The organism is Maridesulfovibrio sp. (assembly GCF_963678865.1).
Taxonomy (GTDB): domain Bacteria; phylum Desulfobacterota; class Desulfovibrionia; order Desulfovibrionales; family Desulfovibrionaceae; genus Maridesulfovibrio.
On the sequence record NZ_OY787459.1, the window covers coordinates 2,655,065 to 2,678,965 of the forward strand.

The window sequence follows — 23,901 nt, forward strand, 5'->3', positions numbered from 1 at the left end:
TACACCACAAAAGTGCTAAAATTTAACCTTCAATTTCTGCCCGTCGGAAGTGGTACAGGTACCTGTTCCTCCACCTTCAAATTCCTGAGCAGGATTCTTCAGTTTAAAATCGCAGTTCATGCTGAGTCCGTCATGGCTGAACAGGGTGACAGATTTTTCATTGAATTTCATTTCACCGCTGAAAACTGTTTCGTCAGGAAGCTGGGCTTTAACAGTATATGTTTTCAGTCCGCGCTGCTTGAAGGCTGACATTTCCACCGGACCGAGATTATCCCCGTTATCTGAAGTAACTTCGCCGTTCATTATTACAGGTGCGCAGGCAGCAAGACTGAGCATCAGAATTGTCAAGACAAGAAATCTGTAGACCATATTATTAATCTCCTCGATTGGATTTGTAGCAGGGGTGGGTCGGTTTTGCAAAAAACATTATTATGCGACGAGTTTTAGGATTGATTTGGGTAAATGGTTTTCTAACTGACTCGCAAAGTGGGATATAATACACAGAGAGATTTACGTTTTTGATGTTTTCAATTAAGTTCCCGAGTAGAGCATGGGCCTTAGCAACAATCCTGACTATTGTGCGCTTTTCTGGCGCATCTTTAAAGCCGGTAGCGTAAGCAAAAACGGTAATTGTTTACGGTGCATGTTTAATTATCGTCAATGGCCGTGAATAAACATATAACTCAAGCAGCAGGAAAGAGATATGAAAATTTCTGAAAGACTTATGAGGGCAAAGCCATCGGCAACTTTGGCAGTTAATGCTAAGGCACAGGAACTGCGCGCACAAGGTAAAGAGATCGTAAGCCTCGCAGTCGGCGAACCTGATTCTCCCACACCGAAACACGTCTGTGAAGCCATGAAAAAAGCTGTTGATGACGGATTTCACCGCTATACCGCTGTTCCGGGTCTCCCGGAATTGCGTACGGCTGTTGCCAATTATTACGGAAAATTTTATGGCGCAAAGGCTGAAGCTGAAAACACCATTATCAGCAACGGTGGTAAGCATTCCCTTTATAACCTGTTCATGGCCCTGATTGATCCGGGCGATGAAGTGCTTATTCCTGCTCCTTACTGGGTCAGCTACCCGGCAATGGTTGAGCTGGCTGAAGGTAAGCCGGTAATCGTACCTACAACTGCCGAATCCGGTTTTCTGGCTGAAATCAAGGATCTTGAGGCAGCCTGTACTGATAAAACCAGATTACTTATCCTGAATACCCCTTCCAACCCCACCGGCGGACATTATCCGCAGGCACAGTTGGACGAGATTGCCAATTGGGCCAAGTCCAAGGGTATTTTTATCGTCTCCGATGAGGTTTACGACCGTCTGGTCTACAAGCCTGCAGAGTACTCAACTCTCTCTAACTTCTGGGAAAAGAACCCCGAAGACGTAGCCATTGTCGGCGCACTCTCCAAGAGCTTCGCCATGACCGGCTGGCGTGTGGGTACTACTCTTGCCCATGCTGATCTGGTCAAAGCCATGATCAAGATTCAGGGACAGTCCACATCAAACGTCAACACCATGGCCCAGAAGGCTGCACTTGCCGCTTTCGAAGGTCCGTGGGATTTTATTGATGAAATGACAGTCAAATTCAAACGCCGCCGTGACCTTGCTTATGACATCATCACTTCATGGCCCGGAGTTATCTGCACCAAACCGGACGGTGCATTCTACCTTTTCCCGGTTCTGGATACTTTTTTCACTGAAGAAACCCCGGACTCAGCTTCCATGTGTACCAAGATTCTGGAAGAAGCAGGAGTTGCGCTTGTGCCCGGTTCCGCTTTCGGTGATGACCGTTGTATCCGTTTCTCTTACGCGGTGGATGATGAAGTTCTTAAAAATTCACTGGAAAAAGTCGGCAAAGTGTTGATGGGAAAATAAAAAGCAAGTAAACATAGTCATATTTGATTTATGATAAAATCAGCCTCTTCCGGAAATTTTCGCCGGAAGAGGCTGCAACCCATACCAGGAGATCGAATATGGCTGCCAACATTCTTGATTGGACCGACAGCTGGTACGAACGGCTTGACTCTGAATCACATTGTGATTCAGCAGCAAGTATCGCCGCAAGATTCAGCGGAGAAGTGGCTGAAGGTAAATTGCCTTTTTGCTCCATGCCTTTCATGGCTTCTCTGCTTCATGATCTGGACGGTCTTGAAGATTACGTAAGAAGTTTTGATCATATGCTTTTGCTCGGCATAGGAGGCTCCGCCCTCGGTGCAAGAGCATTGCAGAAAGCATTTTTTCCTCAGCAGGACCAGCCCGGGCATGAAGGCCCATGGCTCTGGATTGCTGATAATGTCTGCTCCAAGACACTCGACGCCTACCTGAAAAAACTTCCTCTTGAAAAAACATTGGTTGCTGTTGTTTCCAAATCCGGAGGAACAATTGAAACCATCAGCCAGTATTTTCTTGTCCGCGACAAGCTTAAGCAGGATCTTGGTGATAACTGGAACCGTAATCTCCTTTTTGTAACTGATAAAGAAAAGGGCTTCCTGCGTGAGCAGGCCGATGAATTTTCGGTGCGAACCCTTGAAGTTCCGGATTTTCTGGGCGGAAGGTATTCCGTGCTTTCTGCAGTAGGTTTGCTGCCGGCCATGTTTATGGGTATTGATTACCGGTCCTTGGTCGAAGGAGCATCTGCAGTCCTTTCATCTCTTGCTTCACCGGATCTTGACGGCGGCAGTTTGGGTAATCATCCGGCATTTAAACTGGCCTGCTGGGCTTCCGGCCTGATGTCCGAAGGTTACAACGAGCTGATTTTCTTTTCCTACATCCCGCAATGGGCCTGCTTCGGGCAATGGTTTGCCCAGTTATGGGCCGAAAGCCTTGGTAAGGACGGCAAGGGCAGTCAACCGCTTCCGGCAGTCGGGGCTACGGATCAACATTCCGTGAACCAGATGTTTCTGGACGGACCGCGAAACAAGGGCTGCCTGTTCCTGACCTGTCCTTCCCTTCCGGATGGGATGGCCTTTCCAGATGATATCCCGGATAACTTTGCCTACCTCAAGGGCAAGCATTTTGGCGAACTGATTCATGCTGAAGGTCTTGGAACCAAAATGGCCCTTGCAGCTAACAAAGTCCCGCTGGTTGAAATGCAGATGGGTGATGATTCCGAGGAAGCTGCCGGACGGCTCATGGGGCTGCTCATGGCTGCGACTATTTTTACCGGTTGGCTTATTGAGATTAATCCCATTGACCAGCCTGCTGTAGAGATGGGTAAGCTATTAGCTAAAGCACGCCTCGGTGCCGACGGCCTGCAAAAAGAAAAAGACAGCCTTGATTCATTTCTGAGTACCAAGCGTCTGGAACAGGACTTTTAGGGATTTGATACGCTATCGCGCTTTTTGTAGATCGCATTTCGTCTCTGGTGGCAGGATGGCTAAGCTGCTCCGCTCTATGTCTCTGTAGGACTTGGAGAAAGCTTTTCGCCTAACGGATATTGGTCTCTGCGCTCTCTAATTGAATAACTTGGGGCAATTTAGAATATATTCTAAGTTGCCCTTTCTCTTTACTCACGGCTATCTTTGAGGCACGAATAGGCAAGCTATGCCTCAACTTTACCTACTAAAAGGTTTTGGGATTCTTAAACCCTTTTTACGCAAATCCGCAGGACAGCGGATCAAAAGGGTTTGAGCCTCCGGAGGCAAAAAAGCCGGAGGCATTCTTTTGGATTCACAACATCAGGATTTACAAGTTAAATCATTCCAGCTGGTCAAGCTTCTTTCATGGACTTTGCTGATTGTCATTATTGCCAGCAGTCTGGGGCTTTCCGTTTTTCTTGCCAAGCATGCGGACGAGACTCTTCTTGAAAAGCAGAAGGAATTTGCCCTGTTGCAGGCTGAGAACCTTAACCATCAGATTTACCGCCGTTTTATTCTGCCCACCATCATCGGTTATGGCCGTATCGGGCTTAAAAACAAGGAACAAATGGACCGCCTCGATCAGGTGATACGTTCCACGGTACATAGTTTCAAGGTAAATGAAGTGCGCATCTACGATCCTGAACTCACGGTTTCATATTCAACTGAAAGTGAAATGATCGGGTCAGAGGATCTGGCCGGTGAATTTATCAAGCAGGTTCTGGATAGCGGTAAGCCGCACTATGAGTTTATCAGCAAAAAATCCACGCTGGCGTTGATATTTGATTTTCATATGCGTCCCGGAACAATGCAGCTCAAGATTGTTTACCCGTTGCGTTCGGAAAAGAGCCTGAATATTGATGAAAACGTGATTATGGGCGTGATGGAGATTACTCAGGATATTACTGAAGACTACCAGTCAGTAATTAATTTTGAGCGGCTGATTCTGTTTACTTCCAGTTTTTCGGCTCTGATTCTTTTTGCCACCATCATGGCCATCATCCGCCGTGCCGATATTATTAATGAACAGCGTATGAAGGAGCGGCAGGAATTTGAAAAGGAATTGAACCAGAGTGAGAAGCTGGCCAGCATCGGGCGCATGGTTTCCGGTGTGGCGCATGAAATCCGTAATCCGCTGGGGATTATCCGTTCCAGCTCTGAATTGCTGCTTAAGAGGATGAAGGAAAGCGACCCGGTAAATGTGAAGATTCTGGGGGCAATACACGAAGAAACCAAACGCCTTAGCCGCACGGTCAGTGATTTTCTTGATTATGCAAGACCGCGTAAGATTGCCCTGAACGAGCTTGATCCGGCAGATCTGCTGGATAAAATCTATATGTTTCTGGAATCCAAGTGCCGGGAAAGCAACATCGAGCTGCGACGCGATTATATGCACGGTTACAAAGTTTGCGCTGACGATGATCTGCTTTACCGGGCTTTTTACAATCTTATCGGTAACGCCATGCAGGCAGTGGAGGAGGACGGGCATATCGCTGTCTCCATTGTCGAAGCAGAAGGCGGAATCAATGTGGTAGTTTCTGACTCGGGCTGCGGTTTCCCGCCTGAAATAATAGAAAAGGTCAAGGATCCTTTCTTCACCACCAAGGACAACGGAACCGGCTTGGGGCTTGCCATTGTGACTAATATTGTGGAAAGCCATAACGGAAAGCTTCGTATCGGGAATAATCCCGAAGGCGGGGCTCGGCTGGAAATATTTTTACCTGAAAAGAAAAACTGCTAAAAACGAAAATGCCTGCAAATATACTCATACTGGACGACGAACAGAACTACCTGCTCATTCTGGAAGCCCTGCTTTCGGATGAAGGGTATACAATTACCGCCCTTTCCGACCCGGAAACAGGTTTGGCCTACCTTGATGAATCAGAGGTTGATCTGGTCATTACCGACATGAAGATGCCAAAGCTTACCGGGCAGGATGTGCTTGAACATGTGAAAAAGAATTTTCCGCACATCCCGGTGATTATCATGACCGCTTTCGGGTCGATTGAATCCGCTGTGGAAGCCATGAAAATAGGTGCCTTTGATTACATAACCAAACCATTTGCCAACGAAGAGCTGCTTCTTTCGGTGACCAAGGCTGCTCAGTTCGCCAAGGCGCAGCAGGAAAACAGACAGCTTCGTGAGCAGATCAAAGACCGCTATTCACCAAGCAATATTATCGGTCGTTCCAAGCCCATGATGCAGGTCTTTGATATGATCAGCAAAGCAGCTCCGGGCAGTTCCACAGTGCTTGTCACCGGGGAATCAGGGACAGGTAAGGAACTGGTGGCGCAGGCTATCCATCAGGCTTCACCGCGTTGTGACAAACCTTTTGTCTCGGTCAACTGCATGGCTTTTAACACCGGTGTACTGGAAAGTGAGCTGTTTGGGCACGAGAAAGGTTCATTTACCGGAGCAGTAGCCCGCAAAAGGGGACGTTTTGAAGCTGCGGATAAAGGAACACTTTTTCTCGATGAGATCGGTGAAATTTCCCATGACATGCAGGTCAAGCTGTTACGCGTGTTACAGGAAAAGACCATTGAACGTGTAGGTGGTGGGGAATCCATCAAGGTGGACATCCGTATCGTCGCAGCCACAAACAAGAATCTCAAGGAAGCTGTGGAAAAAGGCGAATTTCGGGAAGACCTCTATTACCGCCTTAATGTAGTCAGTATTGAAATGCCTCCCCTGCGGGAGCGGCGTGAGGACATTCCATTTCTGGTGGATCACTTCCTTGCCACCTACTCAGCCGACAACAACAAGGAGTTCGACGGCTTTGCTCCGGCGGCAATGGATTATATGACCGCCTATGAATGGCCAGGAAACGTCCGTCAGTTACAGAATGTTGTGGAACGTTGTGTTGTGCTTTCGTCCGGTACTGTCATCGAGACTGAAGATCTGCCAGCCGAGATCAAGGACGAGGAAGCACAGTTCAAAAGTGCTGTTGACCTGCTGCCCTCAAAGCTTAATCTTGCCGATACCCTGGACAAGATTGAAGCCACGCTGGTGCGCCGGGCGTTGGTAGCCAGCAATTTCATCAAAGTAGATGCCGCTGAAATGTTGGGTATCTCCAAGAGCCTTTTGCAGTATAAATTGAAGAAGTATAAGATTAGCGGGAAGTAATAAGATTACCAAAAATTAAAGCGCACTATATGCAAAGATGGTGCGCTTTTTGTTTTTGAAAGTCGGTTTATAGAGCTGAATGCGAAGCTTATTAAATGTTTTTAGGATTCTTAAACCATTTTTTAAGAGGGCTTAAGCCGCCGGGGGCATTAAAAATTATAATACATAGTCGTCATTGCCGAGTACTTGGAGTGATCCGAAAGATCGTTATCCCGCGCGTGTTCCTGCAGCACATCGTCACGGTACTCAAAGACATTGACCAGAAATCCGGCCTTGTCCTTGGTGATGAATAAGCCTTCGCGTTTGCCGTTCCTGTAGTTCATTTCATCCTTGACTTTGCCGTTGCGGTAGAAGGTGAAGGACTTGCCGTCCAGCTGGGCCTGCGCGTTGTAATGGCGCATTTCACGCAGGTTACCATCATCAAAGTATTCGTAATTGTATCCGGCCCGGTCACGGTTGACGAAGAACTTCTGCTTGATTTTGCCGTTGGGCCAAAAAATGGAATGGTATCCGTAATACTCGCCGTTGCGGTTAGTGCCCTTTTCGCGCAGCTTGCCGTCCGGGTAGTAGTGGTAGAACCTTCCGTCCATAATCCCGTTCTTGATAATAATCCGGCTCTTGGGGAAGCGCTGCTCAAAGTCGTAATATTCGGTGTAAATTCCGCTGAAAGGCTTATTGGTATCGATAAGTACAATCTTATCCTGCTCAAAGCTTAGTTCGTAGAAAGTTGCCTCCTGCTGACCGCATGCGGAAAGCAGGAATAAAAACAGGGCCATAAAACAAAGCTGCAACTTTCTTTGCATTTGCACCTCCAATCTACCAGTCTACTGGAAGTCTAACTTTTTTCTTATCTTTATTAGTAAATAGCACGTATCCGTGTTCTTTGCCAAACAGGTAGACATCACGGGTAACAGCCACATCCTGTTTGCAGTATTCGGTGATCAGGTCCAGACGTCCTTCTTTCCACCATGCAAGAGCCTGCAATCCGTCCGCGCTCTTGGCAGCGTCCAGTGTGGCCTGGGCTATGTTGTCCAGCTTCAGGCGGTAACCCAACCGTTCGTATACTTTGAGCAGCAGGTCCAGTGTAGGCAGTCCTTTGTAGTTGAAGGCGTGGATGCCGGAGAGGACTTTGTAGTCAAAGCGTTCGATGTTGAAGCCGATAATCAGGTCCAGCTTCTGGACCCGTTCCATCATTTCGGGGATTTGGTCTTCCTCGTATTCAAAAAATTTGTCTTCAGTGGAATCGTAAAGCACGGCAATAGAAATGCCCATGCGCTCGGCTTTGTTCCAGCCGCCCACATCCTGAGCCGAGCGGCGGGTTTCAACATCAAGTACACCGAAGCTTTTAGGGGCTTTGGAGCTTTCTTCTTTTTTAACTTCTTCGCCGAAAGGGACCAGTACCATTGCTAAATCCTCTATTTTTTCAGGTGGTTGTCCGTTGACTATATTTTCCAGAACATAGATGGCCGCCGCTTTATCGATGGGGCGGTTACCGGAACCGCATTTCGGGGAATGCACGCAGGTGGGGCAGCCCAGTTCACATTCACAGTCTACAATGACCTGCAAGGTCCGTTCAAGGAGTTCTTCGGCCTGTTCAAAGGCCTGCATGGTCAATCCTGCTCCGCCGGGGATGCCGTCGTAAATGAATACCGCCGGGCCGTCGACCTGTTCATGCATGGGGGTTGAAATGCCGCCCAGATCGTTGCGGTCGGTGAGTACCAGAAGGGGGGTAATTCCGATAGCGGCATGCTCCACAGCGTGGATGCCGCCCATGAAATGGATGAAATCATCTTCAGCCCTGCGTTTGATTTCCGGGGATATTTCCATCCATAGCCCTTGAGTTTCAAAAACAACCGGAGGCATATCCAGAGGGACGATACCGAGCAGTTTTCCGCCCTTTACCGCCCGTTTTTCATATCCGGTAACCTGTTCGGTAACCCGAAGCCTGCCGAAGCGCATGACAATGCCGAAAACTTTTTTCTGCTTGTAGACCTCGAGAATTTCAGTGGATTTATTTTTGCGGGCTTTGGTGTAGTAGCCGACCCTTTCCTTGGATGCTTTGATCTTTTTGGATCCGAGGTCCAGCTCCTTGATGGCGTAAGTGGAACCCCGATGGATGTATACCGCTCCCTCATGAGCTTCGGAGTAGGCGCGTACTTCATCTATGGTGCCGATGGTTGCTCCATTGCCGGAGTCTTCAATGTGCATGGTCGCCCCGGCCCCGCGCAGGGAAACATCACGATGCGGACGTTTACGGGTGGAATAGATTTCGTCACCACGTTTATTGCGTAGCAGCACGCCTTCCTTCTCCAGTTCGGTTACCCTTTTCCTGATTTCATCATCATGGAGCAGGTAGTCATTATCGCGCAAAGTCAGTTCCGCTGCGGCGCAGACCAGATGGCGTTGCATGATTACCGGATTGTAAGGATTGAGGACGGCGTTTTCAGCCGGACGGGAAAAGAAGTCCTCCGGGTGGCGCATGAAATACTGGTCAAGGGCGTCTTCCTGCCCGATGAGGATAACCGCAGATTCGCGTTGGCTGCGTCCTACACGCCCGCCGCGCTGCAAAGTGGCCATGACAGATCCGGGATAGCCTACAAGGATGCACAGATCTAGTCCGCCTATGTCGATACCCAGTTCAAGGGCACTGGTTGATATAACCGCCAGCAGTTCACCGGAAGACATTCTCTGTTCGATATCGCGTCGTTCCTCGGGCAGGAATCCGGCTCTATAGGCACTGATGCGGTCCTTGTATTCTCCTGCTTTCTCATTGACCCACATGGCGATAAGTTCGGTCATCTTGCGGGACTGGGTGTAAACAATGGTCCGTAATCCCCTTGCCAGTCCGGCCTTGAGCAGCTGGATGGCTGCACTGTAGGGCGAAACCACCGGATTGAAGAAAATATAATTGCGCTTACCGGAGGCCGCACCGGTTTCGGTTATGGGATGAACTTCAAGTCCGGTCAGATCACGACAGAGTTCAGCAGGGTTGCCCACTGTTGCTGATGAAAAGATAAAAGAAGGATTGGCTCCGTAATATTTGCAGATTCTGAGCAGGCGGCGGAAAACCATAGCCATATGTGAGCCCATCACTCCCCGGTAGGTGTGGACCTCATCGACCACGATGTGGGTCAGCCCGGCCAGAAAAGGCGCCCATTTTTCATGGTAGGGCAGCATGGAAAGATGCAGCATTTCCGGGTTGGTCAGAATTACTGACGGTGGGGTGTCTCGTATTTTTTTGCGTCTGTATGGTGAAGTGTCTCCATCATAAATTGCTGCTTCTGGGCGGGCATGTTCAGGTAGCAGGGCAGCCATCTCATTAAAAGTTTTGAGCTGGTCCTGCGCCAGTGCCTTGAGCGGGAAAAGGTAGAGGGCGTGTGAATCAGGATCGCGCAGACATTGTTCCAGTACGGGCAGGTTGTAGGTCAGGGTCTTTCCGCTGGCAGTGGGAGTGGCAACCACAACATTGCGCCCGGCACGGGCATAGTCGGTTGCTTCGGCCTGATGGGAATAGAGTCGTTCAATATCCCGGAAGCCGAGCACGGAATTAACCGACGTTGAGAAAGGGCGGCGCGGTTCAGCGAAGGAAGGATCGGTCCCGTCCATAATCCGGTGGTGGACCACCTGATCACCCATAGTCGGCGAGGCTAGTAACGCGTGTATGTATTCCTGTATTCTGTCTTGATCGTGCAATTGATGTCTCCGACGGCCTTGCCTGGGGCTATGACTTGATGCGCTATAGCGCTTTTTGATGAAAAGATTTCGCCTCCGGCGGCCTAAGGAGCTAAGCCCCTTTGGAATCCCTATTAGTTAAAATAGGTTTATTTTTGGTTCAGGTGAATAGAGTCATCATGGAATCAAAATTCGTCAATAAAAAAAAGGACCGTGCGTAAAGCACACGGTCCTTTTGATATGCAAGCTGGCGAAGCCCAAATAAAAGTTTTTGGGATTCTTAACCCCTTTTGCAAAAAGGGTTAAGCCGCCGGAGGCATTGTCTTATGCTTTTACAGTTTCACCTGCAACTTCTTCACGCTTGGCTGCGATATCGGCGGCAGCGGTGAAGATTACGTCGGTGGAGCTGTTGAGTGCGGTCTCAGCGGAGTCCTGAATTACACCAACGATGAAACCTGCAGCAACAACCTGCATGGAGATTTCGTTGGGAACACCGAACAAGGAACATGCGAGAGGGATCAGCAGCAGGGAACCGCCGGCAACACCTGAAGCACCGCATGCGGATACGGAAGCGATGATGCTGAGCAGCAGTGCAGTTGCCACATCAACCTGAATACCGAGGGTATGTACTGCAGCAAGGGTCATAACGGTGATGGTGATTGCTGCGCCGCCCATGTTTACGGTCGCTCCGAGAGGGATGGATACGGAGTAGGTATCTTCGTGCAGGTCGAGTTTTTTGCACAGCTCCATGTTTACAGGGATGTTTGCTGCTGAACTGCGGGTAAAGAATGCGGTGATGCCGCTTTCACGCAGGCAGGTCAGAACCAGCGGATAGGGGTTGCGCTTGGTCTTCATGAAGACAATGGCCGGGTTTATGATCAGGGCAATGGTACCCATGGAAATGAGCAGAACCATGATCAGATGGCTGTAGCCTGCCAGCGCGGAAAAACCGGTGGTGGCGATGGTGTTGGATACCAGACCGAAAATACCGAGGGGAGCAAAGCGGATAACCAGCTTAACAACTCCTGATACACCTTCGGAAATATCGTTCAGAACCTGTTTGGTAGCATCGCTTGCATGCTGGAAAAAGAAGCCGAGAGCAAGAGCCCAGGCAAGGATACCGATGAAGTTACCGGTGTAGAGGGCGTTGACCGGGTTATCAACTATCTTGAAAAGCAGGGTATTCAGAACTTCAGCAATGCCTCCGGGAGGTGTTGCACTGGTGTCAGTAGCAACAAGGGTAAGTGTGGTGGGCATGAGGAAGCTCATGGTTACCGCAACGAGTGCGGCCATGAAGGTGCCAATAAGATAAAGAAAAATAATGGAACGCATGTTGGTGTGCGTGCCTTTTTTCTGGCTGGCAATGGACGCCGCAACAATCACGAAAACAAGAATGGGAGCAACAGCTTTCAGACCTTTAACAAAAAGGCTTCCCAGAATGCTTATGGATTTTGCTGCTTCAGGAGCAAAAGTTGCTAAAGCAATACCTGCAGCAATACCGATCATGATCTGTACCACCAGACTACCGGATGCAATGCGTTTAAAGATGTTGGAAGTTTGAGTCATATTCATCCCCCGTGTTTTAAAAAAAATTTATGCTAGACGGATTTCGTCATAGGTAGATGTTGTGAATATTGTCAACAAATTTGTTTAAAACAGGTAATCGATTAATTTATGTGTGTGTTTTTTTCGTGTTCAGCAAAAAAACAATAAGCAAAACACAAGCATAGATAGTTGCATAACATTGGGTTAATATTGTATGTTAAAAGATTTCTATTGTAAGATTGAATGAATAATCAAACAGTGCATTAGATTAACATAGAATGATATCGTAAAATATTTTAGTTATTTTTCGTAATTATTAAAATTTAGCGTAAATTTTAACTAAAACGTAAAATTTATGATTGACTTGAATGGTTGACTATCAAGCTTAAAAAGTATGGAATATGAAGGATAAAACAGGGAAAAAACATGTCTGAATCACCACAGAAGTACATTTACTACTCAATTGCGGCTTCAGTTATAACTATGATCCTTAAAACATGGGCATGGTACTTAACTGATTCAGTCGGGTTGCTTTCTGATGCATTAGAAACGCTGGTCAACCTTTCTGCTGCTCTCTTTGCCCTGGCAACCCTTACTAAGGCCCTCAAACCTGCTGATGACAACCACGCTTACGGACACGGCAAGGCGGAGTATTTTTCCAGCGGGGCGGAGGGCATGCTTATTCTTATTGCGGCAGTGGGTATTGTTTATGCCTCAGTGGAAAGATTCATGAGTCCGGAAGTTCCTCAGAACCTTGGTGCCGGCCTTGGAATAGCCCTGCTTTCCTCGGTTGTTAATTTTGCAACTGCCAAGATTATGCTAAAAGGCGCTGCGGTTCATGATTCAATTACCCTTGAGGCAGACGCAAAACATCTCCTGACTGATGTATGGACTTCCATAGGATTGGTTGCCGGGCTGGGAGTAATGCTTTTTACCCCTCCGTCTTGGGCTTTTATTGACCCCGCAATTGCCATGATTATGGGCGGAAATATTGTATTTACCGGATTTTCTTTGATCAAAAAGTCATTTTCAGGACTTATGGATAATGCTCTGCCCCATGAAGAGTTGCTGGTTATTGACACCGCCATCCGCACTTGTGGAGGGGAGGATATTCTTTACCACGGCTTGCGGACCCGCAAGGCCGGATCGCATCGTTTTATTGATTTTCATCTGCTCTTGCCGGGTGATTCTACTATTACCGATTCCCATCATTTATGTACGGAGATTGAAAACTGTATTAAGTCTGATTTGAAGAATTGCCACGTGACCATCCATGTGGAGCCCAAAGAAGATGTCGCTTCTTATGATTGTGAGGAGACGGGCGGGCTTTGCGGTTCCATGGTCAGGCTCAAAGCAAGTTTCGGGGACAAAGATTAACAGCTGATGATGAAGTGCCGTAAAATCAATCATTTCCATATGGGGATTGAACTTGGAAGTATCCTGCTGCTACCGGAAGGCGTAGGTTTGTTTCCGGCTGTTTTGCTTTTCCATGAATATACAGGGCTGAATGATGTTACTGTAAACCATGCAAAGCGTATTGCCGCAAAGGGCTATGCCGTTCTCGCCGCCGATTTTTACGGAGTACGTAACCGCCCATCATCTGTAGATGAAGCGCGCGTCATCCATCGTATCTATCGCAATGATCGCCTGCTCATGCGTGAACGGTCTAAAGCCTGTCTTACAGCTCTGCTTGATCAGCCTGAAGTTGATCCGTCCAGCATTTATGCCCTTGGGTTTTCATTCGGCGGAGGAGCGGCATTAGAACTGGCCCGTACCGGATTCGGGCTAAAAGGTGCTGCGTCGGTTTACGGTTATCTGGATACGAGTCATCCGGTTGTTCCTGGTGAGATTAAATGCCCACTACTTGCAATTCATGTAAATAGTGACCCAGTGGTTCCTGAAGAGCATCTGCAGATGTTCGAATGTGAAATGCATTCAGCTGACGTTGATTATGATCTGATCCGGCTGGATAATGCCCACCATGGCTTTGCAAATCCTGAAGATGATGTGTTTGATGAAAATCTTGCTGAAGAGATGTGGGATACTGTGCTGGGCTGGATGGAGTGAAAAAATCAGTTGAGTGTTGATTTCTATAATTAACAAAAACCCCGGTACGCCGGCACCGGGGTTTTCAGAGAAAAAAAAACTGGTTCTACCAGCTGTTGCGGTGAACTCTTTCTTCTTTATAACGGTCTTTTTTCTTTGATTCCTGTTTTGGATGGCCGATGACTATGAAGCCTAGCGGAATGACCTGCTCGGGCAGATTGAACAGTTTTTTGAAGCCCGCAACTCTTTCCTCGATGGGATGGATTCCGGTCCAGACCGCTCCCAGTCCTTTAGCATGGGTTGCCAACAACAGATTCTGGATAGCAGCTGAACAATCCTGAACCCAGTATCCGGCATATTTTTCAAGACTTAGATCGCCGCAGACCAGAATGCCCAGCGGAGCGGTTTTAGCCATGGCAGCGTACTCGTTGATATTCGGGACTGCATCAAGTTTTTCACGATCCTCTACAACAATGAACTGCCAAGGCTGGGCATTTCCTGCACTGGGAGCCATCATGGCCGCACCGAGGAGTTCTTTGATCTCTTGTTCGGAAACGGGTTTATCTTCAAATTTTCTAATGCTTCTGCGGGAATAGATCGCTTCGAATACATCCATTTCAGTTATCTCCGTTAAAAATTAGATTTCATGAATGACTTCCTATAACACGTTGTTCCAAAAATCAGATCATATTTTTGTCTGAATAAAAGGGTGTCATTTTGACTGGTTCAGCAGCAACGGTGATAGGCCATGCATCAATTTTTATTTGAAGTGATAAGATAAATTATAAATAGTACTTGATTTAATATTATATTGTTATATTCTATCCATAATCACACCCCTGATTTGGTCTGAAATACTTTTGGTTATTTTGCAGTCCAACCCCTTGGCGGTGCCGTTCTCCTCCCTCGCTAACCGTTCGGTACCGCCATCCTTTTCCTAAAAAAAGGGTACGATCCTTAAAGATCGTACCCTTTTTTTGATTTCATATTATTCGTAAACCGCTATTTATTTTTAAATGCGATACGAAAACAGGCGATTGCTCCACCCCAGGTAATAAAGAGGCCGAAGAGCATCATGATAATTGCGCTTGTAGTCATGGTTTATCCCCTTTTAAGGAAGCTTTTATTTGTGGAAGAGACTCCTGCAAATGCCCGTTCCTGACTGGACAAGGCAAAGCCGATAACAAGGCAGAGGGCGATAATTGCCCAGCCGAATGCGATAATGGCAGTGTTGGAGTATCCACCGTAGTTTTTGGAGATATCACCGATGAAGTTGGTAACGATCATGAAACCGAGCATGGCCGGAACCACGAAACGCAGGCTGTTCATCCACAGGGAGCCGACAGTGATTTCAGAGGTTTTGTTAACATGAACACGCATTTCATCGAGGTTGCAGAACCAGGCGATAAATACGATTTCAATGAAACCGCCGATGAGGATACCGAAGTTGTTGACAAAGTGGTCAACGATATCGAGCAGCAGCAGACCGCCGCCGGTGGTGAATACGATGCTGACCAGAAAGCCGAGGGTGCAGCAGATTGCTACAGCTTTTTTGCGGGTGACACCGAATTTATCAATGACAGCGGAAGTAATAACTTCGTTGATAGAGATCATGGATGAGAGACCGGCAACAACCAATGCCAAGAAGAAGAGTACACCGAAGAAAACAGGTGCGGGCATAAGGTTGATAGCGGTGGGCAGGGTAATGAAGGCAAGGCCAACACCTGCGCCTGCAACTTCGCTGATGGGTACGCCCTGCTGCTGGGCCATGTAGCCGAGTACGCTGAAGATCATGATACCGGATATGATACTGAATCCGCAGTTAATGAATACGGTCATGCAGGCGTTGTTGTTGATGTCGGATTCTTTGGGCAGGTAGCTGGAGTAGGAGAGCATAATTCCGAACCCGATGGAAAGGCTGAAGAAAATCTGGCCGAATGCGTCGGCCCAGACTTTGCCGTTCATGATAGCGGAGAAGTCGGGCTTGAAGAGCCAGTTAACTCCGTCCATGGCGCCGGGAAGCATCAGTCCCCTGCCGATGAAAATAAACACGAGCAGGAAAAGAAGGGGCATGAAGATTTTGTTGACCCTTTCGATACCGGCTTTAACTCCGGTGAATAGGGCAATGAAGGTAAATGCCCAGGCTGCAGCTGTTGCCAGAAAGATGGATCCCTGTACGTTACCCATGTTCATGGGGGAGTCGGTCAGGCCGAGAAAGCTTCCGAAGAAGAAGTCCTTGGGTGCTGCCCCCCAACCTTGAGTAAAGGCCAGGCCCACGTAGTTCATCGCCCATGCGATAACTACTACATAATAAGAGGCAATGATGAATGATACCACTACCTGCCACCAGCCGAGCCATTCCCATTTTTTGGAAATGGATGAGAAAATTTTTGGCGCTGAACCCTTGAATCTCTGGCCGAGGCCGAATTCAAGAATCATGAAGGGGATACCCGCAGCAAGCATTGCTACAAAGTAGGGGATGAGAAATGCACCACCGCCGTTTTCATAAACCATGTAAGGAAAACGCCAGATGTTTCCCAACCCGATTGCAGATCCTACCGCGGCAAGAATAAAGCCGGAACGGGAACCCCAAGTTTCTCTTTTTTGCATGTTGTTTGAACTCCTTAAGAAAAAACCAGCCGAAACCGCAACCATTTTGCGGAATCAGCAAAAAGTATATGTAAAATGCGCTAAACGCATAATTGAGCATACCGCATAGAATACATTTTGATTATTGTCCATCAAATTCGGAAACTTGATTTCAGAGCCGATAGTAAATCTTGTGTGGTCGCAGTGTTATTTTGCATATCTGTGATGTATATGTATGCAAAATGAAATTTTACATACATATTTTACGTGTTCCGAAAATTAAATGTACATTGAGATAAATTTCAGAAAAATTGATTTTGCTGGAAACTGGAGATGAAATACGTTGAGTCAATATGAGAGCAAAAGATGACCTGAAACAGAGTGCTCGACTAAAGGCCATGTTGATATTATGCTTTCCAGATAATTTTAAGGAGTTATTATGGCACATATTCTTGTTCTTGATGATGTTGTGGACGCAGGCATACTCCTCAAGCGCATTCTGGAACGCAAGGGGCATGAAGTAAGTGTTTTTTCCGAGGAGGAGGAAGCCCTTGCATTTTTGGACGGCAGCGGTGTTGAGTTGGCCATTTTGGACATCAAGCTTAAAAAAATGACCGGGGTGGAAGTTCTGGAAGAGATGAAAAAAATCCTGCCTGAACTGAAGGCCATCATGCTGACCGGCTACCCTACCCTTGAAACCGCCCGTGAATCCTTAAAGCACGGAGCCAATGAATACTGCGTCAAGCCTATAGATAAAGAAGAGTTGGAGTCCAAGGTCTCCAACGTATTGGAAGCTTAGGTCTCCTTCTGCTTTGCTTTTTTGCTTTGCTTTGTTCCTTCCCCGCTTTTGAAATATAAATACTTATATGTATTTAAAAAATGAGCTTGAATAACACTGGCAAATCTGTTTTTAAAAGACAGTTTTCTAGCGTAAAAGTGTATTCATATGTGTTCATTATATATAGCCGGAGGCCCGGCACTAATTTAAGGAGAATTTAATATGTCTGATTTATCTATACTTTTCCCCGGTCAGGGGTCACAGGAACCCGGCATGGGACGTGATCTTGCCGAAAAATGGTCCGCCGCCATGGATATGTGGAAGTTTGCCGAGGCTGAATCCGGCCTGCCCCTGCGTGAAATCTATTGGGAAGGCGACGCCGCAGATATGGCCAAGACCGATGCCCTGCAGCCCGGCCTTACTGTTGTCAACCTGTCGATCTGGTCCTACCTTAAGGAAAGTCTGAAGCCGGCAGCAACAGCTGGGCATAGTCTCGGAGAATTCGCATCTCTTGGTGCTTCCGGAATTCTTTCTGTAGAAGACACCATCAAAGCGGTCTCCCTGCGCGGAAAGCTTATGTCTCAGGTTGCAAATGAAGATCACGGTATGGCCGCGGTGCTCAAGCTTGATCAGTCCGCAGTTGAAGAAGCTGTTGAATTCGGAGCTTCCGAGACCGGGAAGGAACTGCGTGTCGCCAACTACAATTCCCCGGCCCAGTATGTGATCAGCGGTGAAAAGGCTGCAATCGAGGCTGCCGGAACCGTGATCAAGGAAAAGAAAGGCCGGTCCATTCCTCTTCCTGTAAGCGGTGCATTTCACAGCCCGCTCATTCAGGAAGCTGCTGATGAATTTGCAGCCTACCTTGGCAAACTGGATTGGAATACACCCGCATTCCCGGTCTACTTCAACGTGACTGCCGGTACTGAATCCAACCCAGAAGAGATCAAGAAGATTATGAGTTCCCAGATGACTTCATCCGTGCGTTGGATTGAGATTGTTTCCAACCAGTATGCTGCAGGAGCGCGCAAGTTTCTCGAACTCGGGCCCAAGGGAGTGCTGACCAAGCTGCTCGTTGCCAACCTCAAGGGTAAGGAATACGAAGGAAAAGGCATCGGTAATTTGGAGCAGGCTGACGCTTTGAAATAGCTGAAACTGTAGGTGAATTTGAAATAAAAAAGGACCGGCCTTTACAGGCTGGTCCTTTTTTTTATGCGTTTTAAATTGAGCAGCTTCCGCTTTCCATGCAGTAATTGTTGATTACATTCATCATCTGGTTGTTGAAATAAACACAATTATGTTCGTCAAGACAGCTGCTTACGTATGAAGAGTCCATGTGAGTAGACAGGGAGTCGGACCCGTTTTCAATGGTGATGGTCCATGCATCCATGTCCTCATTGAATTCGGTGGACATGTCGATGTTAAATCTTTCTATTTCCGGATAAAGGTCCATGACCATTTGCCGGATTTGGGAGTCTGTAAGTCTCATAGTTCCCCCTAGGCTTTGCAGTGGCATGAGCTTTTAGTTGTTTCTATGGTATATATTTAAATAATAAATAGTGAACTTCTTCTGTCAATCCGTAATGGTGGATTTGTTGAAAATAGTTTTCATTTAAACCAGATGATTTGGTTGAAGGTATTTTTTTTTAAAAAGTTACGTTGTAGCATTTGTGGCTTAAAGTGATAGGTGGTTTTTTTATTTATATTTAATTGTAATTGATTGTTTCTATGCTAAAATTTTAATTGTTGTCAAAGTAGATGAATAAAAAGATGTGCTTTGTTTAAATAAATCATAGTGTTTGGGGTAAATATGAAAATATTGACTGCTTCACGCATGGAGCGTTGTATAGGTTGCCATTCCTGCTCATTTGCCTGTGCTCGGTTGGTGCATAAGTTGCTTTCATGGAATACCGCAGGGATAAGGATAGCTTCTTCCGGCGGACTTTCTACCGGCTTTGTCGCCAAGGTTTGTCTGGGCTGCTCTCCGGCACCATGTGCCGAGGTCTGCCCTACAGGAGCCATGAAAGGTCGCAAGAATGGTGGCGGGGTTATTCATAAAAAGGATGTATGTATCCGTTGCGGTAAATGTGCCGAAGCCTGCCCGGTGGATGCCATTTATCTGGATTTGAAGGACCGCCCGTACGTATGCATCCATTGCGGCAGGTGTGTTGAATTCTGTCCGCACGAATGCCTTGAGCTGGTTGATTCGGATAGAGGGAGGGACTCATAATGATACGCGATTATTTCAGGGTCCTGATTGTTGATCTGAGTAGCGGCAAAGGCAATGTAACCAAAGTTGAAGGGCGCAATGAATTTGTCGGGGGCAGCGGACTTGGTGCTTTACTCTTTGAAAAATATGGGTATGCGGACCGCCCGTGGGATGATCCGGACCAGCCGCTGATATTTTCCATTGGTCCTCTGACCGGCCTTTTCCCGTTGATGAGCAAGACGGTCTGCTCTTTCAAGTCTCCTTACCATAACCAGTTTGCCGAGAGTCATGCCGGTGGGCGTTCGGCTTTGGCGATTCGTTTTGCAGATTATGACGCTCTGGTGATCAGTGGCCGGGCTGAGCGTTTATCCTGTCTTTCTCTCGGAATGAAGCATCTGGAAGTCAAGGATGTACAGTTTCTGGCCGGGAAGGATGTTTTCAGCACTGGTAAGATATTGCGCAATATGTTTTCAGGTTCCGGGCACAGGTCTATCCTGCGCATAGGCCCTGCCGGTGAGAATTTTTCAGCCATGGCCTGCATCAATGCGGATACCTATCGCCATTTCGGGCGGCTGGGGGCCGGTGCGGTTATGGGAGCCAAAAATCTTAAGGGAATCGTAATTCAGGGTGACGGTTCATTCGCTTTGCCGGAAGGCAGGGAGTACGCGAAAATTTATCAGCAGGTTTATGAAAAGGTGACCGCCACCGACATGATGAGCAAATATCATAACCTTGGTACTGCTGCCAATCTTGACGCTCTTAACGAACTGGAGTCCCTGCCTTGGCGTAATCTGCAGGCCACCAAAGATAAAGAGATTATCGGAATTACCGGGAAGAAATTTGCCGACGATACCCTGCTGCGTAATGCCGCTTGTGCCGGGTGTCCGGTTGGTTGCATCCATATCGGCTTTGTGCGCGAGAAATTTATGGAGGATAACCAGTACCTTTACCGTCAGGTAGCCTATGATTACGAGCCTATTTTTGCCACCGGTTCCATGCTCGGGGTAACTGATGCTTTTCAGGTGCTTGGTATTATGGATGAAGTGGAGAAAGGCGGACTCGACGTTATGTCCGGCGGAGTGGCTCTTGCGTGGGCAACAGAGGCTCTTGAAAAAGGTTTGGTCAGTAAGGATGAGACAATCGTACCTCTCGCTTTCGGTGATGCCGGCAACTACAAAAAGGCTGTGCAATATTTAAGCAGCGCTGAAAATGAATTCTATGCCGCGCTGGGTAAAGGTTCACTTGTGGCTGCTGCAAAGTATGGAGGCGCTGATTTTGCCTGTGTGCTCGGTCAAGAGATGGCCGGATATGCCACCGGGGAAACTTTTTATGTGGCTGAAGGTCTTGGATTCAGGCATTCACATCTGGATTCGGGAGGCTATTCATGGGACCAGAAAAATGACAGCAAAGATGCCGGCGAAGTCTGTGATTTCCTGATCAGCGACGAAACAGGACGGGCTTTCCTGACTTCCATGGTTTCCTGCCTTTTCGGACGCGGAGTCTACAAGGATGAAGTTCTTGCCGAATGCCTGAAGTCTGTCGGTTACGAAGAAATAGCTGAAAATATGAATCTTATTGCTGAAAGAGTCCGGGCCATGCGTTGGAAAATACGTTTTGATACCGGATACAACCCGGATAAGATCGACATACCCAAACGGTATAGTGAAATTACAACGTGGAAGGGCAAAACCGACCCGGAATATCTGGAAAAACTTAAAAAAGAGTATGGGCGTAGAATCTGTGAACTGGTTTCGGATACGGCTCTTGAAAAGCTGGGTTTGAAAAAAAATGCGTAAAATTTAAAAAAGTACTTGCCAAGTGATTCCTGTTTGGTTAGTAATCTCTCCTCAGCGGCGCCGAGGTAGCTCAGTCGGTAGAGCAGGGGACTGAAAATCCCCGTGTCGGCAGTTCAATTCTGTCCCTCGGCACCACTAAGTGCCTAGAATAGCCCTCATGATAAATCATGAGGGCTTTTTCGTGTTTTGCGTATTTCTTACATTTTAAATTATCTGCAACTTTGCATAATTCTTACTCAGCTCCAGCCGGAAATGCTCCTGAAAGGCTGTTTCAGTGATACTTGGTTGTTTTGCCTTGAATTGTACGCAGGCGATGGTGTTCTGCAATTTCGTTCTATCAGGGCGGATGGCAATAATATCCCCGGTGGCAATCTCCCTGTTCATCAGGTGGCTGACGGTAATCCCCGCTCCCAACCCGGACTTGATGGCTGAAACAATGGCTTCGGAGCTGTCGGCAATGAAGCTAAGGTTAAGTTGCTGCGGTTCGCGGTTGAAGTGCAGTTTGAACCAGCTGCGGAAGAGAGCGATGTCGTCTTTGTAACCGATAAAGTCCAGTTGTGTCAGGCTGCCGTAATTTATTTCATTTACCCGAGCCCGGTAATATTCATTTGAACAGGCTAATACGAATTCTTCACGAACAACGGGTTTAATGGAATAAGTTGATGTTCCTCCCGGTGTATCCATGAAGAATGGCAGGATGTCGATATAAGCGAAATCCAATTCTCCATTTGCTACTTTGGAGAAAAGTATCTTGGGTTCGTCAAGCTCCAATTTCATTGTCACCGCCGGATACTTACGCCGGAATGAACCGAATATCGGTGGCAGGTATATTTTCCCGAATTCAGTAGGCGCCCCAATGCGCAGCAGCCCTGATGGAGTAGTCAGGCCATCGTTTATATGCTGCACTCCCTGCTCCAGTTCATTCATGAATTCCTGCACAATTCCATAAAGTTTCTTTCCGGCTGCTGTTGGTACGAGTCTGCGATTTACTCTTGTAAATAGTTGCGTCTGCAACTCTTCTTCCAGTTTTTTTAAGTGCTGGCTGACCCCGGACTGGGTTATGTGCAGCTTTAAGGCTGCTGCGGTGCTACTCTGCTCGTTGAATATATGGAAAAAAACTTTCAGTCTGTTCAGATCGGGAAGCATTTTTTTGAGCCTATTAGTTAGTAAAATTAATTAAAAAAGGTAGAACTATTAATTTTACTAATTACATAGGTCGCGTTTATCTTTCAAGCATTAAAGGGCAGTTGGGTCTGCCTAAACAGATAAGAGGAAAATGTTTTGAAGATAGGGATAATAGCGGCAATGGAAGAAGAGCTTGTATTGCTGGTCAATAAACTGGACGGGGCGAGCACCGAAAGTTTCGGGCAGTTTACCTACCACACCGGAAAAATAAACGGTGTAGAAGTGGCTCTTTTTTTGTGCGGAATCGGCAAGGTTAATGCCGCAGTCGGCACCACCCTGCTGCTGGATAAATTCAAGCCTGACTACCTGATCAATACCGGGGTGGCTGGAGCCTTTCCAGGCAATATAAATATCGGAGATATTGTGGTGTCATCGGAAGTTCGCCATTACGATGCCGATGCCACAGCCTTTGATTACGAAATGGGACAGATTCCACAAATGCCTGCAGCTTATAAGGCGGACAAATTATTGCTCGGTCTGGCGCAGAAAGCATGGATCAACGAGGGTGGCATCAGTGTGCATCAGGGACCTGTGCTTTCCGGCGACTCTTTCATTCATACTCCGCAACAAATTTCACAGATTGAGAATAAATTTCCAGATGTTATGGCAGTTGAAATGGAAGGGGCTGCCATCGCTCAGACCGGTTTTCTGTTCAACGTGCCTTTCATCCTGATCCGCTCCATCTCAGATAAAGTGCACGAGGAAGGCAGCAGTGCAGTATATGAGCAGAGCATGGAGCAGGCCGCTGCTAACTCTGTACGTATGGTTTTGTCGATGTTGGAAGAGTTATGATGTGCTCTCGCTGTGATGAAAATGCGGCTTAAACCCTTTTTGTAAAGAAGGCTTTATGAATCCTAATAACTTTTTAATAGGCTTAATTGCTTTGTTTTGAGAGATTGGACATGAATAAAATTGAGAGTTTTAAAATAGATCATACTAGGCTTAAGCGTGGGATTTATGTTTCCCGCCGTGATAAAATTGGTTCCGAAAATATTACCACCTTCGACCTGCGAGTCAAAGAGCCCAACAATGAGCCTGCTCTTGACCCGGCCGCAGCGCATACTCTGGAACATATCGGGGCAACCTTCCTGCGTAATCATGCTGAGTATGGAGACAACATTATTTACTTCGGCCCCATGGGCTGTCTGACCGGATTTTATCTGTTGCTCAACGGCAGGTACGATTCAAAAGATGCGCTTGGCTTAATTAAGGAATTGTTCAAGTTTGCAGCTGAGTTTGAGGGTGAAGTTCCCGGTGCATCCGCAGTGGAATGCGGTAATTATGCCCTGATGGATTTGCCATTGGCAAAAGAAGAGGCTGCGAAATATTATGCAGAAGTGCTTGATGGGATCGCTGAAGATAATTTGAACTATCCTGAATAATCAGATTGTACGGTGTAGCCCCGTAGATAGGGCTTTTAAATGAGCGGAAAAAGAAAAAGCCGTTACAACTGGTTGTAACGGCTATTCTAGGCAGGTGGTGCCGAGGGACAGAATTGAACTGCCGACACGGGGATTTTCAGTCCCCTGCTCTACCGACTGAGCTACCTCGGCGCCGGAGAAATCGTTTTTACGCAGATCGTAAAACGAAGTCAACAATTA

At 47.3% G+C, this 23,901-nt stretch carries 21 protein-coding genes and 2 tRNA genes; 13 read left to right on the forward strand and 10 right to left on the reverse strand.

Features of this window, described 5'->3' with window-relative positions; genetic code table 11:
* Window positions 1-15: 15 nt before the first annotated feature.
* Window positions 16-369, reverse strand: coding sequence for a hypothetical protein (locus ACKU41_RS12220; RefSeq protein ID WP_319777655.1), 354 nt, complete (start codon window positions 367-369; stop codon window positions 16-18).
* A gap of 334 nt (window positions 370-703) precedes the next feature.
* On the opposite strand from ACKU41_RS12220, the gene ACKU41_RS12225 reads away from it, so the two are divergent.
* The 4 genes from ACKU41_RS12225 to ACKU41_RS12240 all read left to right on the forward strand — a co-directional run bounded on the left by ACKU41_RS12225 (window position 704) and on the right by ACKU41_RS12240 (window position 6,483).
* Entirely contained in the window at window positions 704-1,879 is a 1,176-nt protein-coding gene (locus tag ACKU41_RS12225; protein ID WP_321401139.1) for a pyridoxal phosphate-dependent aminotransferase, read from the forward strand.
* 98 nt (window positions 1,880-1,977) lie between these two features.
* Complete coding sequence (locus ACKU41_RS12230) at window positions 1,978-3,321, forward strand: glucose-6-phosphate isomerase (protein WP_321401141.1); 1,344 nt, start codon at window positions 1,978-1,980, stop codon at window positions 3,319-3,321.
* Window positions 3,322-3,667: 346 nt separating this feature from the next.
* Window positions 3,668-5,101, forward strand: a complete 1,434-nt coding sequence (locus ACKU41_RS12235; RefSeq protein WP_321401143.1) for an ATP-binding protein — start codon at window positions 3,668-3,670, stop codon at window positions 5,099-5,101.
* Window positions 5,102-5,109: 8 nt separating this feature from the next.
* Window positions 5,110-6,483, forward strand: coding sequence for a sigma-54 dependent transcriptional regulator (locus ACKU41_RS12240; RefSeq protein ID WP_319777659.1), 1,374 nt, complete (start codon window positions 5,110-5,112; stop codon window positions 6,481-6,483).
* Window positions 6,484-6,632: 149 nt separating this feature from the next.
* On the opposite strand, the gene ACKU41_RS12245 is transcribed toward ACKU41_RS12240, so the two are convergent.
* From ACKU41_RS12245 to sstT, 3 genes are all read right to left on the reverse strand, one after another.
* The gene (locus ACKU41_RS12245; protein ID WP_321401146.1) at window positions 6,633-7,286 is read right to left on the reverse strand and encodes a toxin-antitoxin system YwqK family antitoxin; all 654 of its coding nucleotides are present in this window, start codon (window positions 7,284-7,286) and stop codon (window positions 6,633-6,635) included.
* Window positions 7,287-7,299: 13 nt separating this feature from the next.
* A complete protein-coding gene (locus ACKU41_RS12250) occupies window positions 7,300-10,119 on the reverse strand; it encodes a DEAD/DEAH box helicase (protein ID WP_321405260.1) in 2,820 nt (939 codons plus the stop codon).
* 360 nt (window positions 10,120-10,479) lie between these two features.
* Window positions 10,480-11,721 (reverse strand): serine/threonine transporter SstT, encoded by a 1,242-nt coding sequence (gene sstT / locus ACKU41_RS12255; protein WP_321401148.1) that lies wholly within the window; start codon window positions 11,719-11,721, stop codon window positions 10,480-10,482.
* A 405-nt stretch (window positions 11,722-12,126) separates the two neighbouring features.
* On the opposite strand from sstT, the gene ACKU41_RS12260 reads away from it, so the two are divergent.
* Together ACKU41_RS12260 and ACKU41_RS12265 are read left to right on the forward strand one after the other, a co-directional pair.
* Complete coding sequence (locus ACKU41_RS12260; protein ID WP_321401151.1) at window positions 12,127-13,077, forward strand: cation diffusion facilitator family transporter; 951 nt, start codon at window positions 12,127-12,129, stop codon at window positions 13,075-13,077.
* A gap of 6 nt (window positions 13,078-13,083) precedes the next feature.
* Entirely contained in the window at window positions 13,084-13,767 is a 684-nt protein-coding gene (locus tag ACKU41_RS12265) for a dienelactone hydrolase family protein (RefSeq protein ID WP_321401153.1), read from the forward strand.
* Window positions 13,768-13,852: 85 nt separating this feature from the next.
* Here ACKU41_RS12265 and ACKU41_RS12270 read toward each other — a convergent pair whose 3' ends face one another.
* From ACKU41_RS12270 to ACKU41_RS12280, 3 genes are all read right to left on the reverse strand, one after another.
* Complete coding sequence (locus ACKU41_RS12270; RefSeq protein WP_319777664.1) at window positions 13,853-14,362, reverse strand: nitroreductase family protein; 510 nt, start codon at window positions 14,360-14,362, stop codon at window positions 13,853-13,855.
* A 386-nt stretch (window positions 14,363-14,748) separates the two neighbouring features.
* Window positions 14,749-14,844, reverse strand: coding sequence for a MetS family NSS transporter small subunit (locus ACKU41_RS12275; protein WP_319777665.1), 96 nt, complete (start codon window positions 14,842-14,844; stop codon window positions 14,749-14,751).
* Between the two features lie 3 nt (window positions 14,845-14,847).
* A complete protein-coding gene (locus tag ACKU41_RS12280; RefSeq protein WP_319777666.1) occupies window positions 14,848-16,356 on the reverse strand; it encodes a sodium-dependent transporter in 1,509 nt (502 codons plus the stop codon).
* A gap of 418 nt (window positions 16,357-16,774) precedes the next feature.
* On the opposite strand from ACKU41_RS12280, the gene ACKU41_RS12285 reads away from it, so the two are divergent.
* Both ACKU41_RS12285 and ACKU41_RS12290 read left to right on the forward strand, forming a co-directional pair.
* Window positions 16,775-17,134, forward strand: coding sequence for a response regulator (locus ACKU41_RS12285; RefSeq protein ID WP_319777667.1), 360 nt, complete (start codon window positions 16,775-16,777; stop codon window positions 17,132-17,134).
* Between the two features lie 201 nt (window positions 17,135-17,335).
* On the forward strand, window positions 17,336-18,259 hold the full coding sequence (locus tag ACKU41_RS12290; RefSeq protein WP_321401158.1) for an ACP S-malonyltransferase: 924 nt from the start codon (window positions 17,336-17,338) through the stop codon (window positions 18,257-18,259).
* Window positions 18,260-18,329: 70 nt separating this feature from the next.
* Here ACKU41_RS12290 and ACKU41_RS12295 read toward each other — a convergent pair whose 3' ends face one another.
* Window positions 18,330-18,599, reverse strand: a complete 270-nt coding sequence (locus ACKU41_RS12295; protein ID WP_319777669.1) for a hypothetical protein — start codon at window positions 18,597-18,599, stop codon at window positions 18,330-18,332.
* A 321-nt stretch (window positions 18,600-18,920) separates the two neighbouring features.
* Between ACKU41_RS12295 and ACKU41_RS12300 the strand changes: the two genes are divergently transcribed.
* From ACKU41_RS12300 to ACKU41_RS12310, 3 genes are all read left to right on the forward strand, one after another.
* Window positions 18,921-19,340 (forward strand): 4Fe-4S binding protein, encoded by a 420-nt coding sequence (locus ACKU41_RS12300; protein WP_319777670.1) that lies wholly within the window; start codon window positions 18,921-18,923, stop codon window positions 19,338-19,340.
* Entirely contained in the window at window positions 19,340-21,115 is a 1,776-nt protein-coding gene (locus ACKU41_RS12305; protein ID WP_321401161.1) for an aldehyde ferredoxin oxidoreductase N-terminal domain-containing protein, read from the forward strand. The genes ACKU41_RS12300 and ACKU41_RS12305 overlap by 1 nt, the downstream gene beginning before the upstream one ends.
* A 59-nt stretch (window positions 21,116-21,174) precedes the next feature.
* Window positions 21,175-21,250, forward strand: a tRNA-Phe gene (locus ACKU41_RS12310).
* Window positions 21,251-21,319: 69 nt separating this feature from the next.
* Here the strand turns inward: ACKU41_RS12310 and ACKU41_RS12315 are convergent.
* Entirely contained in the window at window positions 21,320-22,261 is a 942-nt protein-coding gene (locus ACKU41_RS12315; RefSeq protein ID WP_321401163.1) for a LysR family transcriptional regulator, read from the reverse strand.
* A gap of 135 nt (window positions 22,262-22,396) precedes the next feature.
* Here ACKU41_RS12315 and mtnN point away from each other — a divergent pair, with 135 nt between their 5' ends.
* Together mtnN and ACKU41_RS12325 are read left to right on the forward strand one after the other, a co-directional pair.
* Window positions 22,397-23,092, forward strand: coding sequence for a 5'-methylthioadenosine/S-adenosylhomocysteine nucleosidase (mtnN, locus tag ACKU41_RS12320; RefSeq protein WP_321401165.1), 696 nt, complete (start codon window positions 22,397-22,399; stop codon window positions 23,090-23,092).
* A gap of 110 nt (window positions 23,093-23,202) precedes the next feature.
* Entirely contained in the window at window positions 23,203-23,682 is a 480-nt protein-coding gene (locus tag ACKU41_RS12325; protein ID WP_321401167.1) for an S-ribosylhomocysteine lyase, read from the forward strand.
* Between the two features lie 95 nt (window positions 23,683-23,777).
* On the opposite strand, the gene ACKU41_RS12330 is transcribed toward ACKU41_RS12325, so the two are convergent.
* A tRNA-Phe gene (locus ACKU41_RS12330) sits at window positions 23,778-23,853 on the reverse strand.
* Between the last annotated feature and the right edge of the window lie 48 nt (window positions 23,854-23,901).

Bases quoted from the DNA above. Each gene is read 5' to 3' on its own strand.
- ACKU41_RS12270 (WP_319777664.1), bottom strand. From the start codon at position 14,362: ATGGATGTATTCGAAGCGATCTATTCCCGCAGAAGCATTAGAAAATTT.
- ACKU41_RS12250 (WP_321405260.1), bottom strand. From the start codon at position 10,119: ATGGGTGATCAGGTGGTCCACCACCGGATTATGGACGGGACCGATCCT.
- ACKU41_RS12305 (WP_321401161.1), top strand. From the start codon at position 19,340: ATGATACGCGATTATTTCAGGGTCCTGATTGTTGATCTGAGTAGCGGC.
- sstT (WP_321401148.1), bottom strand. From the start codon at position 11,721: ATGACTCAAACTTCCAACATCTTTAAACGCATTGCATCCGGTAGTCTG.
- ACKU41_RS12295 (WP_319777669.1), bottom strand. From the start codon at position 18,599: ATGAGACTTACAGACTCCCAAATCCGGCAAATGGTCATGGACCTTTAT.
- ACKU41_RS12325 (WP_321401167.1), top strand. From the start codon at position 23,203: ATGAATAAAATTGAGAGTTTTAAAATAGATCATACTAGGCTTAAGCGT.
- ACKU41_RS12230 (WP_321401141.1), top strand. From the start codon at position 1,978: ATGGCTGCCAACATTCTTGATTGGACCGACAGCTGGTACGAACGGCTT.
- ACKU41_RS12290 (WP_321401158.1), top strand. From the start codon at position 17,336: ATGTCTGATTTATCTATACTTTTCCCCGGTCAGGGGTCACAGGAACCC.
- ACKU41_RS12285 (WP_319777667.1), top strand. From the start codon at position 16,775: ATGGCACATATTCTTGTTCTTGATGATGTTGTGGACGCAGGCATACTC.
- ACKU41_RS12240 (WP_319777659.1), top strand. From the start codon at position 5,110: ATGCCTGCAAATATACTCATACTGGACGACGAACAGAACTACCTGCTC.
- ACKU41_RS12315 (WP_321401163.1), bottom strand. From the start codon at position 22,261: ATGCTTCCCGATCTGAACAGACTGAAAGTTTTTTTCCATATATTCAAC.
- ACKU41_RS12280 (WP_319777666.1), bottom strand. From the start codon at position 16,356: ATGCAAAAAAGAGAAACTTGGGGTTCCCGTTCCGGCTTTATTCTTGCC.
- ACKU41_RS12300 (WP_319777670.1), top strand. From the start codon at position 18,921: ATGAAAATATTGACTGCTTCACGCATGGAGCGTTGTATAGGTTGCCAT.
- ACKU41_RS12245 (WP_321401146.1), bottom strand. From the start codon at position 7,286: ATGCAAAGAAAGTTGCAGCTTTGTTTTATGGCCCTGTTTTTATTCCTG.
- ACKU41_RS12225 (WP_321401139.1), top strand. From the start codon at position 704: ATGAAAATTTCTGAAAGACTTATGAGGGCAAAGCCATCGGCAACTTTG.
- ACKU41_RS12275 (WP_319777665.1), bottom strand. From the start codon at position 14,844: ATGACTACAAGCGCAATTATCATGATGCTCTTCGGCCTCTTTATTACC.
- ACKU41_RS12220 (WP_319777655.1), bottom strand. From the start codon at position 369: ATGGTCTACAGATTTCTTGTCTTGACAATTCTGATGCTCAGTCTTGCT.
- ACKU41_RS12265 (WP_321401153.1), top strand. From the start codon at position 13,084: ATGATGAAGTGCCGTAAAATCAATCATTTCCATATGGGGATTGAACTT.
- ACKU41_RS12260 (WP_321401151.1), top strand. From the start codon at position 12,127: ATGTCTGAATCACCACAGAAGTACATTTACTACTCAATTGCGGCTTCA.